The 15386-nt window shown below is 52.5% G+C and carries 16 protein-coding genes; 8 read left to right on the top strand and 8 right to left on the bottom strand.

Features of this window, described 5'->3' with window-relative positions; genetic code table 11:
• Positions 1-1625, bottom strand: a 1625-nt coding sequence (locus tag H6F43_RS18765; protein WP_190344306.1) for an SMC family ATPase, incomplete at its 3' end; no start/stop codon positions are given.
• 345 nt (positions 1626-1970) lie between these two features.
• On the opposite strand from H6F43_RS18765, the gene H6F43_RS18770 reads away from it, so the two are divergent.
• The 3 genes from H6F43_RS18770 to H6F43_RS18780 all read left to right on the top strand — a co-directional run bounded on the left by H6F43_RS18770 (position 1971) and on the right by H6F43_RS18780 (position 4187).
• Positions 1971-2480 (top strand): N-acetyltransferase, encoded by a 510-nt coding sequence (locus H6F43_RS18770; RefSeq protein WP_190344308.1) that lies wholly within the window; start codon positions 1971-1973, stop codon positions 2478-2480.
• A gap of 455 nt (positions 2481-2935) precedes the next feature.
• Positions 2936-3385: a DUF2141 domain-containing protein gene (locus H6F43_RS18775; protein WP_190344309.1), complete on the top strand. Its 450-nt coding sequence runs from the start codon at positions 2936-2938 to the stop codon at positions 3383-3385.
• A 259-nt stretch (positions 3386-3644) separates the two neighbouring features.
• A complete protein-coding gene (locus H6F43_RS18780; protein ID WP_190344311.1) occupies positions 3645-4187 on the top strand; it encodes a GNAT family N-acetyltransferase in 543 nt (180 codons plus the stop codon).
• A gap of 171 nt (positions 4188-4358) precedes the next feature.
• Here the strand turns inward: H6F43_RS18780 and H6F43_RS18785 are convergent, their stop codons facing one another.
• The 6 genes from H6F43_RS18785 to H6F43_RS18810 form a co-directional block, all read right to left on the bottom strand.
• Positions 4359-5033: an N-acetylmannosamine-6-phosphate 2-epimerase gene (locus H6F43_RS18785; RefSeq protein ID WP_190344313.1), complete on the bottom strand. Its 675-nt coding sequence runs from the start codon at positions 5031-5033 to the stop codon at positions 4359-4361.
• An 87-nt stretch (positions 5034-5120) separates the two neighbouring features.
• A complete protein-coding gene (locus H6F43_RS18790; protein WP_347272440.1) occupies positions 5121-5780 on the bottom strand; it encodes an ABC transporter ATP-binding protein in 660 nt (219 codons plus the stop codon).
• A 301-nt stretch (positions 5781-6081) separates the two neighbouring features.
• Positions 6082-7326 carry an FtsX-like permease family protein gene (locus H6F43_RS18795; protein ID WP_190344318.1) on the bottom strand — a complete coding sequence of 415 codons (1245 nt, stop codon included), beginning with the start codon at positions 7324-7326 and terminating at the stop codon, positions 6082-6084.
• A gap of 80 nt (positions 7327-7406) precedes the next feature.
• A complete protein-coding gene (locus tag H6F43_RS18800; RefSeq protein WP_190344320.1) occupies positions 7407-8810 on the bottom strand; it encodes an amidohydrolase family protein in 1404 nt (467 codons plus the stop codon).
• Between the two features lie 52 nt (positions 8811-8862).
• Positions 8863-9195, bottom strand: a complete 333-nt coding sequence (locus tag H6F43_RS18805) for a DUF962 domain-containing protein (RefSeq protein ID WP_190344322.1) — start codon at positions 9193-9195, stop codon at positions 8863-8865.
• A 112-nt stretch (positions 9196-9307) separates the two neighbouring features.
• Positions 9308-9814, bottom strand: coding sequence for a sterol desaturase family protein (locus H6F43_RS18810; protein ID WP_190344324.1), 507 nt, complete (start codon positions 9812-9814; stop codon positions 9308-9310).
• Positions 9815-10016: 202 nt separating this feature from the next.
• Between H6F43_RS18810 and H6F43_RS18815 the strand changes: the two genes are divergently transcribed.
• A complete protein-coding gene (locus H6F43_RS18815) occupies positions 10017-11159 on the top strand; it encodes an aromatic ring-hydroxylating dioxygenase subunit alpha (protein ID WP_190344326.1) in 1143 nt (380 codons plus the stop codon).
• A 175-nt stretch (positions 11160-11334) separates the two neighbouring features.
• Positions 11335-12612 carry an aminotransferase class I/II-fold pyridoxal phosphate-dependent enzyme gene (locus H6F43_RS18820; protein WP_190344328.1) on the top strand — a complete coding sequence of 426 codons (1278 nt, stop codon included), beginning with the start codon at positions 11335-11337 and terminating at the stop codon, positions 12610-12612.
• A 2-nt stretch (positions 12613-12614) separates the two neighbouring features.
• On the opposite strand, the gene ybaK is transcribed toward H6F43_RS18820, so the two are convergent.
• Positions 12615-13082 (bottom strand): Cys-tRNA(Pro) deacylase, encoded by a 468-nt coding sequence (gene ybaK / locus H6F43_RS18825; RefSeq protein ID WP_190344337.1) that lies wholly within the window; start codon positions 13080-13082, stop codon positions 12615-12617.
• 167 nt (positions 13083-13249) lie between these two features.
• On the opposite strand from ybaK, the gene H6F43_RS18830 reads away from it, so the two are divergent.
• The 3 genes from H6F43_RS18830 to H6F43_RS18840 form a co-directional block, all read left to right on the top strand.
• Positions 13250-14359 carry an S-(hydroxymethyl)glutathione dehydrogenase/class III alcohol dehydrogenase gene (locus H6F43_RS18830; protein WP_190344339.1) on the top strand — a complete coding sequence of 370 codons (1110 nt, stop codon included), beginning with the start codon at positions 13250-13252 and terminating at the stop codon, positions 14357-14359.
• A gap of 23 nt (positions 14360-14382) precedes the next feature.
• Entirely contained in the window at positions 14383-14838 is a 456-nt protein-coding gene (locus H6F43_RS18835) for a DUF3531 family protein (protein ID WP_190344341.1), read from the top strand.
• Between the two features lie 105 nt (positions 14839-14943).
• Positions 14944-15386 (top strand): hypothetical protein (locus tag H6F43_RS18840; protein ID WP_190344343.1); only part of this gene is annotated, 443 nt, incomplete at its 3' end.

Genomic DNA, 15386 nt, shown 5'->3' on the forward strand with positions numbered 1-15386 from the left:
AACTCTGCCTGATGCTGACGAGCGCGGTGCAGTTCGGTTTGAGCGGCATGAAGCTGCTGCTCCAGCTTGCTAGCGGACGTTTGCTCTGCCAGATCTGCCAGAATTCCCTGAAGTAGCGTTTGCAGCGACTGCTGCCAATCAACGCCATTCTGCATTGTGGCAAGGGCAGCATCGAGCACCTGCGACCAAAGAGGGACGCTCTGCTGCAACTCGCGCAGCGTTGCGGAAACGGTCGTCACCTGCTGTCCGTAACGATCGCCCTGCGTCTGTACTTGTCCTAGCAGATGGCGTAGCTCTGTCTCAAATTCGGCGGCGGCGGCGATTCGGCTCAACTGCTGCTGGTAGCGCTGCTGCTGCTGCTCTAGAATCGGGATGCGCTGTACTGAGACCTCTAGAGCTTGAATGCGGTGAATCTCTTGGGCAATTTGCTGCTGGCGGCTGCGTAGCTGTCCCAGCTGTTTTTCTTGGACCTTAAGCGCCTGCTGCCAACTTAGGCATGTTTGTAGCTGCTGAGTCAGCGCCTGCTGCGCTTGCTCTAGCTGCTGCTGCTGCTGCACGAGTGGTTCTAGATGCTCGATCGCTGTCTTCGCTTCGCTCAATTGGTCGAGCTGCACAGTGAGGGCCGCTAGTTGGGTTTGGCGATCGCTTAGGAGCTTTTCGTGCTGGCGTTTTTGCTGCTGCAAGCCCTGTTCGACACGGCTCTGCTGCTGAAGCAATTTGTAAGTATCCTCGGCTTCCCGAAAGGTGTTGTAGGCGTCACGGTGGGCGGTGCAAATGGCGACTGCCTGCTCTACCTGCCGCAACTCTGCGTTTAACCGATCGATGCCGTTGGCGTTGACCTGAAGCGTTGCCGTCAAACGCTCTAGCTGCGTTTCCAGCTGTTGAAGTTCGACGGCAACGGTGCTTAATTGCGTTTGCTCAGCGTGCAGCGCGTCGCGTTCGGTCTGCGATCGCTGCAAATCTGTCTGCGCCTGCTCGATCGCGTGATGCTGCACCTGTCGCTTCTCTAACAGGCTATCGAGTTCTGCTAGGGCTTCGTCGTGACGAGCAATCTCGGCGTCAAGCTCTTTGACGGTAGCTTCAGAATACTTGCTCAGCGCCAGTAGCTCGTCGTGCGCTTTGCGATACTCATCTACTTTAAGAATGGTGTCGAAGGTTTTTTTGCGCTCTCGATCGGACTTCAGAAAATCGGCGGTAAACATGCCTTGGGGAACGCCGATCGTGTTGGCAAACAGGTCGGCTAAATCCGTGCCCGCTGAGACACCGAACTGCTGCCGCAGCCACGGCATCACGTCTTCTTCAATGCGGGTGTAGTCGAGCTTTTCGCTCAGTTGGGGATCGTAAATGGTGTAGCCTGTGCGGGTGCAGCGGCTCACTTCGTAGGTGCGCTGATCCCGATTGGAAACAAACGCCACGCTAACTTGGGCGCTAGCCGCACCGTTGCGGATCAGATCTTCAATTTTGTAGCCGCCGCGATGGTTGAACAGCGCCCAGGCGATCGCCTCTAGAATGCTGGTTTTACCTGCGCCGTTCTCGCCGCTGATTGCGTTCGTCCCCGGTTGGAAGGTGAAGTGGCGATCGCTGTGGGACTTAAAGTTTTTTAGGCTAACCGAGAGAATTTCCATAAGCCAGGACGACGCGCAATGCCCCCTAGTATGCCTTAGCTTAGTACTTCTGCACTGAAGTTTATTGATTGCGGCTGCTAGATTTCAGGTCGTAATGAACGTTATTTAACGCAGCTGCGCCATTGCTCCCGTTTTTACCGCGATCGATTTCTCGATCGTCGCCTCACCAAGTTGCTTATGACCTCTTTGAGATTTGGTCTCGGTATGGTCTTACAAGCCAGTTTCAGGATAATCTGCGGTACGAGGTAATCTTGAGCAAAACGCCGAGTATTTACCCTCAGTAGATGAATATCTTGATCTTGATTAAAAATATCTCAAACTTGCTGCAATTAATGGTTCTGAGTTATGGAAGTTCGAGCCGAGAAGCCAGAAGATATAGAAGCTATTCGCAAGGTTAATGTTGCGGCATTTGGACGAGAAGGTGAGGCGGATTTAGTCGATCGATTGCGAGGTGTTGCATCTACGTTTTCCTTCGTTGCTGTAGAATCCGGGCAAATCGTTGGACACATTTTCTTTAGCCCAGTTGCGATCGAAGGAAAATGTGCAGATAATTTGCTCATTCTTGGATTAGCGCCGGTAGCCGTATTACCAGACTATCAACAACGAGGAATTGGGTCATTGCTAATCCAGCATAGTTTAGCGGAGTGCACTCAGTTAGGTTGCCAAGCCGTTGTCGTATTAGGTTCTCCAAAATACTATTTGCGATTCGGGTTTACTCCAGCTAGAGAGAAGGGATTGAGATGTGAGTACCCAGTGCCAGATGAAGCATTTATGGTGTTGGAGTTGAAAAGTGGTGCATTAGATGATTGTGTTGGAACGGTAAAATATCGGTCAGAGTTCAACAAACTTGAGTAGCTCGTTATAGAATTGTTTTGGTCTGCAACTTACTGGTTTTTACCGTTAGTTGGTTTTATCGCTTGAAGACCTTTGGCGTTAGATTGACCGCTGCGTAGACAATACATTCTCTCGGCGATAATCCTTAGTTGTAGCGCGAATTGATTTTCGATACGGCTACACGTTTCAACTGTGACTCCGGGTAGATCTGGTAAATACTGCAGGTGAAAGCTCACGTCAAGTATCGATAATGCATGATACAATTCATCTCCGTTACCCAAGGGAAATTTAAATTAACAAAACCGAGTTTTGCTGTGCCCAAAGAGCCGCTTGGATGCAATCGCGCCTCTCTAGCTTCGTCAAAATCATCGAATTATCAAGATAAAAGACAATCACTTGGTGGAGAATTAGCTTCGTTTCTAAAGAAGCGGCTATGTAGGAAGTTTGCTGAATGAGATTTATTTGAGGAAATGACAATGAAACGATTTACAAGCTACGCTTTACTGTTAGCTATAGTCGGATTAACCGCTGCACCGCACGCTAATGCTGCTGAACGTAGCAGCTTGACGGTGACGATTAGTGGGCTAAGAAATCAGAAAGGGCAAGTTTGTCTGAGCCTCTTTTCAGAAGGACAAGGATTTCCTGGTAGCAGCGATCGAGCCATAGAATCTCAGTGTGTAAGCGTTATAAGCACTGAGACAGCAGTGACGTTTCGTAATTTGAATGCAGGTAGCTACGCTGTTGCCGTTATTCATGATGCTAATAAGGATGGTACTTTGAACAAAGGCTTCCTTGGCATTCCTAAAGAGGGTTTTGGTTTCTCTCGTAACCCGAGAATTCGCATAGGTCCACCCAGCTTTAGAGATGCAGCGATTTCAGTCTCAGGTACAAGTACTAACATTATGATTCAATTAAAATACTTATAGATGTTTGAGGTGAGTAATCTAAAACTTGGTTCTGCTCTTTACGAGCACAAAATCTTTAGTACATCAGACGATCGCATAACAGATTGCTGAAGCGAAACGGAACAAAGATTATCTGTTACGCTGCAAAAGTTATCTCTATCTGCTTAACTCAGTTGCTAGGCTGCGGGATTGTCGATGAAAGACATAGCCAAAAAACTATCTGTCAGTATTCAACGTTTAGTATTCAACCTTAAATGAAATTGCGTTGAGAAGTTGCAAGGTGAGCCAAGCTCCTGACTTGCTAATTACAAATCGGCTGATTCTCCGTCGCCCATCCCTTGCAGATGCTGCCGCAATCTTTGAGTTTGCTTGTGATCCGGTAGTAACCCGCTATATGGACTGGCATACACATACTGGTATTCACGATGCTGTTGAGTTTCTTGAGGGATGTGCTCCTCGGTGGGAATCGGGTGACGAGTTTTGTTGGGCAATCACGGCCAAGCCCGAAGACCACGCGATCGGGACAATTGCGTGTCGTGTAGAGGGTCACATGGCGGATTTTGGTTATGTTTTGAATCGTAGATATTGGGGACAAGGCTATGCAACGGAAGCAGTCAGTACCGTCGTATCGTGGGTCATGAGTCTTCCCGAAATCTATCGGGTTTGGGCAACTTGCGACACAGAGAATGTTGCATCAGCGCGGGTTCTGGAAAAGACTGGGTTGTTGTGTGAGGGAACGTTGCGCTGTGCCATGATTCGTCCTAACTTATCGTCCGCACCGCGAGATACTTTTATCTTCGCCAAAGTGCGAGATGCAACATAACACTGTGAAACAGATAACAAATTAAGACGTGTTGACCCTATTGCAGACAACGGAAAACCGAAGTGCTGTAGAGGTTCTTAAAATCGTACTACTGATGTCTCAGAAATGGTCTTCATGAGATCCCTTTTCCTAGCCTCTGACACAACTAATTTTCAATCCTGCGGTATCCCGTTAATCCCGTGTAATTGCTGCCTGATAAGCCTTTACTTGTAGATCGATTCCCGTAATTGCTGTTCCTACCACAACGATATCTGCGCCTAACTCCAACGCCCGTCTCGCTACCTCTGGAGAGGCAATGCCTCCTTCGCAGACGATCGACACCTGCAACCTTTCCGCCATCTGCGTCAGCAAATCAAATCCGGGTGGCTTCAGGTGTCGAGTCTCAGCCGTGTATCCATATAGGGTTGTGCCTACGCAATCGGCTCCGGCGTCTGCCGCCGCGATCGCGGCCTCCAGCGTATCCACATCTGCCATCACGGGTTTATCCAGTTCGGCATGAATCCGCTGAATCAGCTCTGCAACAGTTTCCCCTTCCGGACGCTGCCGCAGCGTCGCATCAATGGCGATAATGTCTGCGCCAGCACGAGCGATCGCCGCCGCATGAATAAACTGCGGCGTGATGTACACGTCAGAGCCAGAGATTTGCTGCTTCCACAAACCAATAATTGGTGCTGTTACTCGCCGTCTCACAGCTTCTACATGAGCAGGCGTGTCAATCCGAACGCCGCCCGCACCCTGATTAACTGCCGCCTGCGCCATTGCCGCAATCACAAATGAATCATGCAGCGGCGAATCCACGGGCGCTTGGCACGATACGACCAGTCCACTTTGAAGTTGTTGAAACATGAAAGGAATGAAATTTTGAATGGTGAGCTTTGAATTATGAATTACAGCCAGCGCCTAATTCAAAACTCACCATTCAAAATTTCTTATTTATCGAAGCACTCCGTCTTCCAAATAGGCGACGTGGTCTGCAGCATCGATCAAGCGCGTGTCATGGGTCACAATTAGCACGGTGCGATCGCCCTCTTTCGCCAACTGCCGCAGGAGTTCAATCACCGCATGTCCATTGTGCGAGTCCAAAGAGGCGGTCGGTTCATCTGCCATAATCAGCGGCGGGTCACCTGCGAGCGATCGGGCAATTGCCACCCGTTGCTTTTGTCCCCCCGATAGATCGCGGGGTAGTTGGTCTGCCTTATCCAGCAGCTTAACCTGTTCCAGGAGATCCCGCGCTTCCCGTTTACGAGCAGTCTTGCTCCGCATCCCCTTCACCTTCAGCGCTAACTCAATATTCTCTACCGCCGTCAGCGCCGGAAATAAGTTAAATCCCTGGAAGATAAAGCCAATATTTTCTAAGCGAAAGTGAGCAAGCTGATCACGGGACATCCGAGTGATTTCCTGCCCCAGCAGGCGCACACTTCCAGCAGTAGGCGTCAGAATACCCGCTAGAATGGACAGCAGCGTCGTCTTGCCCGACCCTGACGGTCCCATGAGCAGTTGAATGTCGCCTCGCTGAATGTCCAGGTCAACTCCGCGCAGCACCGGGTAAGGCTCTGCACCAGAGTAGTACACCATCTCTACATCTCGTGCCATCACTGCATCGTCGCCAGCCTTGTCTAAGAAGACTGGGGTAGAAGCTGTGCGGTCCTGATGCCGAATTAGTTCTGTTGATTTAACCTGAGAAGCAATCATCCGTTTTCACTTATAAGTGCATTAAGTTGAACAAGAGCCGTGAGGAGTGAACGGAGAGCGAAGTGAGTTTAGCTATGGTTGGATTCACCTGCGACTAGGAGAAGTCCGGAAGCCATTGGGGTTGTAACTGAGCCTTATGTCTAGTGTAACGGGGTCTCCCCCAGACATCTATCACCTGAGTAGGTAATTTTTCTGCTAAATCTTATGCCTTGAAGACGATCGCAGGATCCACGTGTGTCACTCGTTGAATCGCAAAAACTGCTGAACCAACGCACATGACGATCGTGATGCCAAACACTGTCACCGCTGTTGCGGGCGTGATTAGAATCATGATCCCCTTCGCTGCTATCGTCCAAGACCCCAGGCCCCAACACAGCGCCATACTGGGAATGTAGCCAAGTACTGCCATCCACAACGCCTGCTCCGTTATGACGCGGTAGATTACCCAATCTGACGCACCCATTGCCTTAAGAGTTCCATACTCGCGGATGTGGTCGGACACCGACGAGTAGAGAATCTGGCTCACAACGACCATGCCGACGACAATTCCGACAGCCGCTCCCAATCCCAGGACAAACCCGATTCCTGTACGGCGTTGCCAGTAATCCCGAGTCATTGAGCCAATTTCATCCTTTGTAAGGGCGCGGGTGCCCGGGAGTGCCGCTTCTAAACGGCGCTTCAAGGCGTCCAGGTTTTCCCCAGAATTTGCCTTAACTAGAACGAACGTTGTTGGGTCCGACGCCGAGAGCGGTTTTGGCGCAGGTGGCGCTCCAGAAGACGTTGGAGCCGTTTCAAAGGTATTGAGGCATTCCACTGGCTGATTCGGTCCCGATCGACACGTGAGGCGCGAGGTTAACCCAGAGTTAACGTAGGCGTTGGCGCTTTCTAGCGAGGTGAAGATGTAGGCGCTGGATGCCATCGACTGGGTGTCTTCCGTAATGCCAACTAGCTTGGCGGGCAGCGAACTAATCGAGCCGACATCTCCAATTTGGCGAAAATCTAGCGAATTCAGGTTTGATCGCTCCGCCCAAACGGAGTAAGGAGTCCGCAGGTCTGCCCGATCGCCCTGCTTAAGTTGCCAGTTGCCAAAGAGCTGTCCGTTAGGGTCAAAGCCGTAGATCCGGATAGGAACGATCATGTCATTGGGCGATCGCCACAGCGCTGATCGCGAAAACAGCGCTTCTGCCCGCTCGACTCCGGCAACCTGACGCGCCTGCTGCACCCGCTCTAGTGGAATCGGCAGCGACACCTCCGAGTGCAAAATTTCTCTGGAGGAGACCCAAATATCAGCAGAAGACTGGTCGATTAAGCGTCCTGTTGATCGCGTGAACCCATTTAAAATCCCCGTCTGAATGGTGACGAGGCTAACAGCAAACATGATGCCAGCCTGCGCCACCAGAAAGCGGGGAATATCTTCAAATAGATTTTTACGGGCGATCGATGCCATCGGTAGAGTCAGGAGTGAAGAGTGAGGAGTGAGGAGTTAAGACGTTCAACTCAACACTCATAACTCAACACTCATGCCTCCTAGCCTACACTACTTAGCCGAGATGCCGAGGACAGGTGTGACGGAAGAGAGTGCCGTAGCCGATTGCCATACAGCGCTAGGGCATTGCCGCCGAGGAGGAGGGCAAGATAGTCGCGATCGTAGTCGCCAACCGTAGCAGCGTCTTTGACGCAGTCTTGCAGCACACCGTCCCAGTGTCCGTAGTCACCGGAGAAACAAGTGAGGTGCTTGCCGACTTCGCCCATTGCCACGGGAAGATAAACGGGACCCGGATCGTCGGACTCGAACGAGGTGAAAATCTGCCCTCGCTCAAAGTAGTCTAGCGGGTCGCGATGACGCAAGTCGTAGTGCTCAAACAGGCTAGCGTCATCGATTTTCGTGGGATCGTGCTGCTTAGTCCACATCAAATCAAACAGGTTTTTCGCCTGACTGATGATGTTGGTGTTGTTGTGAGCGCCGCGCTCCTGGATCATCAGTTTGGTGAACTCCATCAGCGACGGACGGTAAGGATGCTGGGGGTCGAAGTCGCGGATGCGCTTTTCCCAATGCTCGTGCATGGCGTGCGCTAGATCGGGGAGCCAGCCGCAGCCGCCCTCCAAAAAGCCTACGCGCAGCGTTGGAAACTGCTCGAATGCACCGTCGAATACCATGCGAGCGAGGGCGTGCTGCTGCTGGTTGCGCTGCACAAAGATGTGGGTGAGCACAAAGGTTTCCATGTGGTCCGAAATGCCACCCATCATGTAGGAGCCAGGACCACCGTGGATACCGAGGGCGATGTCCAAATCCACCGCTGCTTGCAGAATTGGACGGAAATCTGGATGGCTAATTGCCTTGCAAGTGCGAACTTCGGGGAAAGCGTCGGGGGCGCTGGGATGAGGAATCGGCATATTAGGCGCAACCGCAACGCCAATCAAGCCCAGTTCGTTGACGCAGCGGTGCATTTCCTTCACCGCCTCATTCACATCTTGCAGCGGCAGCACCCCGATCGGCTTTAATCGATTGTCGTAGCCGCGACAATCATCAGCAATGTAGTTGTTGTAAGCGCGACAGAGGGCAACCGCCAAATCGGTGTCCAGGATGCTAGAGAAAATCAGGTTCAAGGTGCCAAAAATTACCTGCACATCGATGCCTTCGCGGTCCATGTGCTCGACTCGCACCCGATTAAACATCGCTCCCAGTGTCGTTTCGGGATGCAGGCTGCGGAAGCCGCCTTTGCCCAGCCCTTGAGGTTGCGGAAACATCCGCACGAGGTCAGCTTTGCCAGTCGCCGGATTAAAATCGACAATTTTTGCCCGTTGATCGCCCAGGTTATCCACAATCAGACCGACGCGATCGTGATATTCCGGCTCAAGGTAGTCACGCAGAATCAGCGGATTCTCAAGCTTGTGAGCATCGGCATCAATTACCAGTAGACCTTCGTACATGGTTGTTTTAGAGGGTAGAAGTACTTCGTTTTTGGTGATTAGCAACTAGCTGTCAGCTAGTCCGATCGCGCGTTTCAGACGGGCGGTTCAGGTAGTTCAGAATTTGACGCAGACCAAACCAGTGATCGAGCGACCAGGACAGCGACGCCAGGATCGTAATGCCGGGATATTTGACGGCAGCAGGCTGATTCTTTTCAAAGACAAAATGGCCACCCAGCGCGAACACCTGGGTCAGCACCAGACAAGCTAGCGTCCACCGCCAATCGTAAAACAGCAGGACAACGGCAACGATCGCCAGCGTATTCGTCAGATGGTGCAATGCCTGATTGATTGGATGTTGATGGGAGGCAACAAAATGGGCTTTTGCGTCTTGGAAGTAGCTCAAGGCTTCCTCCTCCGTGCTAAAGGTTTCAGGAACGATAGCACGGGGAGCGGAGGGAACAGGCGGAGCGATCGAAAGTTTTTGGAATTGAGCGAATCGCTAGTAGCCGTTTACGTTACCACCAGCGCAACTGTAAGTAATTCCGCTCTGGCTGACTCTGTTCCTCCTCCGTTAGCCAGTCCACAGCTTTGTAGGTGCCAAAAACGTGGTCCCACCAGTCCACTGCCAGCCCAAAGTTGTGGTGCCACATGCCGTACTTGTGGTGGACGTAGTGGACGGGCATCTTCATCCAGAAGCACTTGGTTGGGTTTTCGTGCTGTAGCTGGTGGGCATAGGATGAAAACGCTGCATAGACAACACCGCCCAGTGTCCAACCGACTCCCGCTGCGATCGACACAAAAAACATCGGCAGCATGACGATCGCCGTGCCCCTGACGTAGTCGCGAAACTCCCACAAAACGCCTTGTCCTTCATTGCGGCGGTGGTGGTCTCGGTGCCGCTCTCCGATGCGTGGCGACTTGTGCATCAGGCGGTGCATCCAGTACTCTACAAGACTGGCGAACACGAACGCGATCGTGAAACAGACTGTCCCAATCAGCAGGTTCATTGACAATATAGACATGAGTCCCTCACTCCTCCGCAGACTACTGATTATTTTGCCATTCCTGAACAGGATGGGGAACGGGAGATGCATTCTCTCCCCTGTTCCTTGCCTCCCAGGGTCTATCTTCTGGAAGCAAACGTAAAGTTAAGTGGTATCATTCACTCCAAGTTCGGCATTTGTTGCATTGCAACAGTCGCGCAGGAAGTGTGAGGAGATTGGAATGGAACTGGCGACGACCTTAAAGAGTCAAGCAGTTCGCGCTGGTGTCCGGCAGGTGGGAATAAATCCAGACTACTGGTATCCCGTTGGTTGGTCGCATCAGTTGAAGCCAGGTCAAGTGATACCTGTAGTGGCTTGGAATCAGGAGATTGCCGTCTACCGGGACACCAGCGGACGGCTTCATGCTCTAGAAGATGCCTGTCCACACAAAGGTGTGGCGCTACACAAAGGTAAGGTGATTGGAGAGAATCTGGCGTGCCGCTACCACGGGTGGGAGTTTGGCGACGGTGGGCAGTGCGTCAATATTCCTTACTTGCCCAAGTCCCAGAAGCTTCCTCCTGCTTGCGCTCGCACCTTTCCAATCCAGGAGAAATACGATTTAATTTGGGTGTTTCCAGGGAATCCGGATCTCGCTGAAGAGCGGCAGCCGCCAGAAGTCGCCGAGTATGCACAACCAGGTTGGCTAGATGTATCCGTAACGGCGCACTTCAACTCACACTTCTCGATTTGCAATGAAAATTCGATGGATGTGTTTCACGGTTTTCTGCACGAAAACTTGCAGGGCTGGTTTGATCCGGTGTTGCTGAAGCTGCAAGAAACCGAGAGCACGGTCAGCGCTCAGTATCAGGTGTCGTATAAGGGGCAAATCGCGAAATTCCTGGGTTTGACCGATCGCGCCGACCAAGTCACGACGCTGCCTGTCACCGTTGAGTACCGCTATCCCCACTACTACAGCACGCTAGAGGGCGTTTCGTCGTTGTACTTAATGCGCTTGCCTGTCAGTTCAGTCGAGAGTCGATCGTTCGCGCTGTTCTTCTTTCGAGTCCGTCTGCCGCAGTGGGTGCTAACGCCGCTCAGACCTGTGCTGCGATCGCTGCTGCGACGATTTGTGCTTCATCGCTTTCTGGCGCAGGACATCGAGATGATGGAGAGCGAGCAGCAGCACTATTTGGCGAATCCCAACCGCAAGTATATCGAGATTAACCCTGCCATCATTGCCGTGCAGCGTCTAATCGTGCGGCAGTACGATTTGTTCAGGCAGGCTTCGTCGCAGTCAAACGGGCACAAATCTTCGCAAGAGGTCGTCTATCGCTCTATGGCAGCTACATCATCGGATGCAGACTCCGGTCAGGCGGTGCCGTAGGATGGGAGGAGTTGTAATCGTGTCCACGGTTTTGTCCGTGATGGCGGCATTCATCGGCAATCCCAGAGTCTGGTTGGGTTCAGGATTCTGTCGCTCTGGATAGCCAAGACTTCGCTAGGAAAATATACTGTTGAGCTAAAGGCGATGGCTGTCAAAAAGGTGAGAGGAGTTTACCGTGCAAGTTATTAAAGAGTACGTGCAGCGTTGGTACGAGAGTGGGCTTGACCCCGACACCTACATCTGCCACAACAAGCAAGGCAACCTTGTCGAAATTGAGGAAGAAGCGACGGGTAAGCGTCGAACCGTTCTCACCTTCTGCACCAATGACGTACTGGGGCTAACTCAGGAAGATGCGGTAAAGCAGGCAGCGATCGATGCCATCCTGCGCTATGGCACCTCGAATAGTTCGGTGTCTACACTGAGCGGACGGATCGAGCTGCATCGGCAGTTAGAGCAAGAAATTTCCACCTTTAAAGAGCTAGGTCACACGCAGCTGTTTTTGAACGCGTGGATGGCAATGCAGGCGCTAATGGATGCGTTCTGCCATCTGGCGATTCCGGTGCCCAATTTCCAAAACAACCGCGAAACGCTGATCATGACCGATGTGCTGAATCATGGTTGCATCGTTACCGCAATTGCCAACGCGGGAACCCGCTCTGGAAAGCTCTTTGGGCACAGTCCTCGAGTGCGTGTGCGAGCGTATCGCCACTGCGACATGGACGACTTTTCCCGCAAGCTGCAGCGATACGCCCGACCGGACGATCGGATTATGGTGGTGACGGATTCCGTTTTCTCAATGGACGGTGACATCGCTCCGCTGCCGGACATCATTGACGTGATGAGCCACTACGAAGGCAGCGTCCTGTTGGTAGACGAAGCGCACGCCAGCGGCTCGATCGGCGCAACCGGACACGGCATTTATGAACACTTTGGACTGCGCCCGCAGCAGGCGATCGAGCGCGGTGTCGTACCCCTGGTCATGACAACGTTCTCCAAATTTGCTGCCTCCGCAGGCGCAGCGATCAGCAGCCACGTAGCAGAACTGAAGCCGCTGCTGGATGTGTCGCCGACGTCGATCGGTACCATCTCTCTGCCGCCGCCGACGACCGCTGCCGCGCTAGAAAGCATTCGTATCGTGCGGCGAGACCCCGATCGCGTCAAGCGCTTGCAGGAAAACGCTCGCTATCTGCGGTCTCGACTAGAAGCAAACGATTTTCTGACGCTGGGCGAAACCAACGTAATTCCCGTGCTGCTGCCGCCAGAGGTGAACCCGAAGCAGTACGCTCGCCAACTGCTAGATTATGGCGTTTGGGTTTCTCCTATCTGGTTCATTGCCAAGCCGCGCATTCGCATTACCGCTAACGCGCTGCACACCCGCGAGGAAATGGATTGCCTGGTGGCGTCTATGGTAAAGGCGCGAGACTTGATGTACAAGCCGACGATCAGCGCGTAGCGTTAGTGAGCGATCGCGCCTAGCACCCCGCTTACCACGCGCAAGTAATCCGCAGGTGCTAGCAGTACCAAGGCTCCCCGTGCTCCGGCTGAAACCGCGAACTGCTCAAACAGTTCTGCGGTTTCGTCTATATAAACGGGATACGGTTTCTTGCAGGCGATCGCGGTGACGCCGCCGCGAATGTATCCCGTGAGTGGTTGAACGTCCTTCAGCGGAACGGGTTCGACTTTGCGATCGCCCGTCAGCTTTGCCAGCGCTTTCAAATCCAGTGACGTGTCGGCAGGAATGACAGCGAGGTGAATTCCAGCGCGATCGCCGCGTACCACCAGCGTCTTGAACACCTGCTCCGGCGGCAATCCAACCTTCTCTGCTGCCCGCTCCGCCGCTAAATCTGCTGGATCAACCTCGTACTGAAGCAGTTGATAGGCGATGCCCAGGCTGTCGAGGATGCGGACGGCGTTGGTCTTCATGTTAGGAGCATGTTAGAAGTGTGAAAGTGAACCCGCTATGGGAAATCGGAAACTGATTATCCATCACCTAATTCAATTCAGTAAAGACCGTTAAAACGGTGAAGCACCGATGATGAGTATGGGATAGTCAATAGTTTGAGCCGTCATGAAAACACGGGAGCAGAGCGATGGACGTGAAAGCCGCGATCGCCGTTGAAGCAGGCAAACCCTTGAGCATCGAAACGGTGCAGCTTGAGGGACCGAAAGAAGGCGAGGTGCTGGTGGAAATCAAAGCCACTGGAGTTTGCCACACCGATGCGTACACGCTGTCTGGTGCTGACCCGGAAGGGCTGTTTCCCGCCATTTTGGGACACGAGGGCGCAGGCATTGTGGTGGACGTAGGAGCGGGTGTAAAGTCGGTGAAACCGGGCGACCATGTGATTCCGCTGTACACGCCAGAGTGCCGCAACTGCGAATACTGCCTCAGTGGCAAAACGAATTTGTGTCAGGCGATTCGATCGACCCAGGGACGGGGTGTGATGCCGGATGGCACCAGTCGATTCTCCCTCAATGGTCAAAAAATCCATCACTACATGGGCACTTCGACGTTTGCCAACTACACGGTGCTGCCAGAAATCTCTGTAGCGAAAATTCGCGAAGATGCACCGTTTGAGAAGGTCTGCTACATCGGCTGCGGAGTCACAACGGGCGTCGGAGCGGTGATCAACACAGCAAAAGTCGAACCCGGCGCGAATGTTGTCGTGTTTGGCTTGGGCGGCATTGGGCTGAATGTGATTCAAGGTGCCCGCATGGTTGGCGCAAACATGATCGTGGGGGTGGACCTCAACCCCAAGAAGCGCGCTCTGGCAGAAAAACTCGGTATGACTCACTTCGTTAATCCCAGCGAGGTCGAAGGGGATCTGGTGGCGCATCTTGTGGAGCTAACGAAGGGTGGAGCCGACTACAGCTTTGAATGCATCGGCAGCGTTAAAGTGATGCGGCAGGCGCTCGAATGCTGCCACAAAGGCTGGGGCGAGAGCATCATCATCGGTGTAGCAGGCGTGGGGCAGGAGATTAGCACTCGCCCGTTTCAGTTAGTGACGGGTCGCGTCTGGAGGGGGACCGCGTTTGGTGGCGCAAGAGGTCGCACGGATGTCCCTAAAATTGTGGATTGGTACATGGACGGCAAGATCAATATCGATGATTTGATTACGCAGGTCATGCCCGTTGAGCAAATTAATGATGCGTTCGATTTGATGCACCGAGGCGAAGGAATTCGCACGGTTGTAACGTTTTAAAGTCCCTCTTTGAGTTGTTCTAAATGCAAGTACAGTTTCGTGAGTTTGACCCGTTCAGCGTGTGGATCTGGATTGAGTTCACTACAGTTCCGTCGGAGATGGAAAAGCAATATGTAGAGGAGGTCTTTAACTCCTGGTTTTTCCTAGGCAAACTGGGAGGATTTAATGCTGAGAATTTGCAGGTTCAGGATGTTGGCTTGGATATCAGCCACATGGAGTACGACGACGATACGGCTGAGAGCAGTCTGCAAGCGCTAATGCACAACATGGGCGATGTGGAATATGAGGGCGTGTGGGCGCGCTGCTGGTTCGATCTGGGAACGAGTGATGCGATCGCCCTCGACGTGTTGGTCAACGCGCTGCAGCAGTTCAGCCGCGACTACGTTGTGCTTGAGCGGATCATTATCGGTGGCGAGAACGAAGACTGGACAACAGGCGATCGTCGCTATTCCAACTTTGCAATGGACGATCGTAACTAAATGGTTTTGTGAAACTTGGGACAAGAAACACTCATTTTCTAGGCAGTCTCTTTCGACGTTGGGCACTTTGAAATAGAGCTTCTCGTTCTATTTCAAACTCAAACCATGTCAAAGTCGTTGTTGTGTCTACTGGCAGTGATTCCGCTGTCGGCTTCTGCGATCGCGTCCAGCGTCGGAGCGATCGAATCTAATAATCCTTGCTACATGCGAACCTCTTCCGGTCGCGTAGTTAGCCTAGGTCAGCTTTGTTCCGGTCGTCAATCTGCTCCGGCTCCCAGATTGTCTAGACCCAGTGCGCCTAGTCGTTCGAAGGCAACGACAAACGACTATATGGTCAGCGAAGGTAAAGGAGGCGGCAATTTCTATCAGGTTTGGTCAACTTCCGACAACAAGAAGTACACTCTCAAAGTTTGGCTTAGGCAGGAATTTGCTGAAGGCTCTCCGTCGATCGTTCCGCAGAGCTTTCGATCATCTGGTGATGCGGTCAAGTATTTCGATTGTCATTACGGTGAATACTACGAACAGCAAAGCTGCAAAGAGCTTCGCAG

The sequence above is a fragment of the Leptolyngbya sp. FACHB-36 genome, assembly GCF_014695955.1.
Taxonomy (GTDB): domain Bacteria; phylum Cyanobacteriota; class Cyanobacteriia; order Leptolyngbyales; family Leptolyngbyaceae; genus FACHB-36.

Coding starts and splice junctions, on each gene's coding strand:
- H6F43_RS18770 (WP_190344308.1), top strand. CDS start 1,971: ATGGAAGTTCGAGCCGAGAAGCCAGAAGATATAGAAGCTATTCGCAAG.
- H6F43_RS18775 (WP_190344309.1), top strand. CDS start 2,936: ATGAAACGATTTACAAGCTACGCTTTACTGTTAGCTATAGTCGGATTA.
- H6F43_RS18785 (WP_190344313.1), bottom strand. CDS start 5,033: ATGTTTCAACAACTTCAAAGTGGACTGGTCGTATCGTGCCAAGCGCCC.
- H6F43_RS18790 (WP_347272440.1), bottom strand. CDS start 5,780: ATGGCACGAGATGTAGAGATGGTGTACTACTCTGGTGCAGAGCCTTAC.
- H6F43_RS18795 (WP_190344318.1), bottom strand. CDS start 7,326: ATGGCATCGATCGCCCGTAAAAATCTATTTGAAGATATTCCCCGCTTT.
- H6F43_RS18800 (WP_190344320.1), bottom strand. CDS start 8,810: ATGTACGAAGGTCTACTGGTAATTGATGCCGATGCTCACAAGCTTGAG.
- H6F43_RS18810 (WP_190344324.1), bottom strand. CDS start 9,814: ATGTCTATATTGTCAATGAACCTGCTGATTGGGACAGTCTGTTTCACG.
- H6F43_RS18815 (WP_190344326.1), top strand. CDS start 10,017: ATGGAACTGGCGACGACCTTAAAGAGTCAAGCAGTTCGCGCTGGTGTC.
- ybaK (WP_190344337.1), bottom strand. CDS start 13,082: ATGAAGACCAACGCCGTCCGCATCCTCGACAGCCTGGGCATCGCCTAT.
- H6F43_RS18830 (WP_190344339.1), top strand. CDS start 13,250: ATGGACGTGAAAGCCGCGATCGCCGTTGAAGCAGGCAAACCCTTGAGC.
- H6F43_RS18835 (WP_190344341.1), top strand. CDS start 14,383: ATGCAAGTACAGTTTCGTGAGTTTGACCCGTTCAGCGTGTGGATCTGG.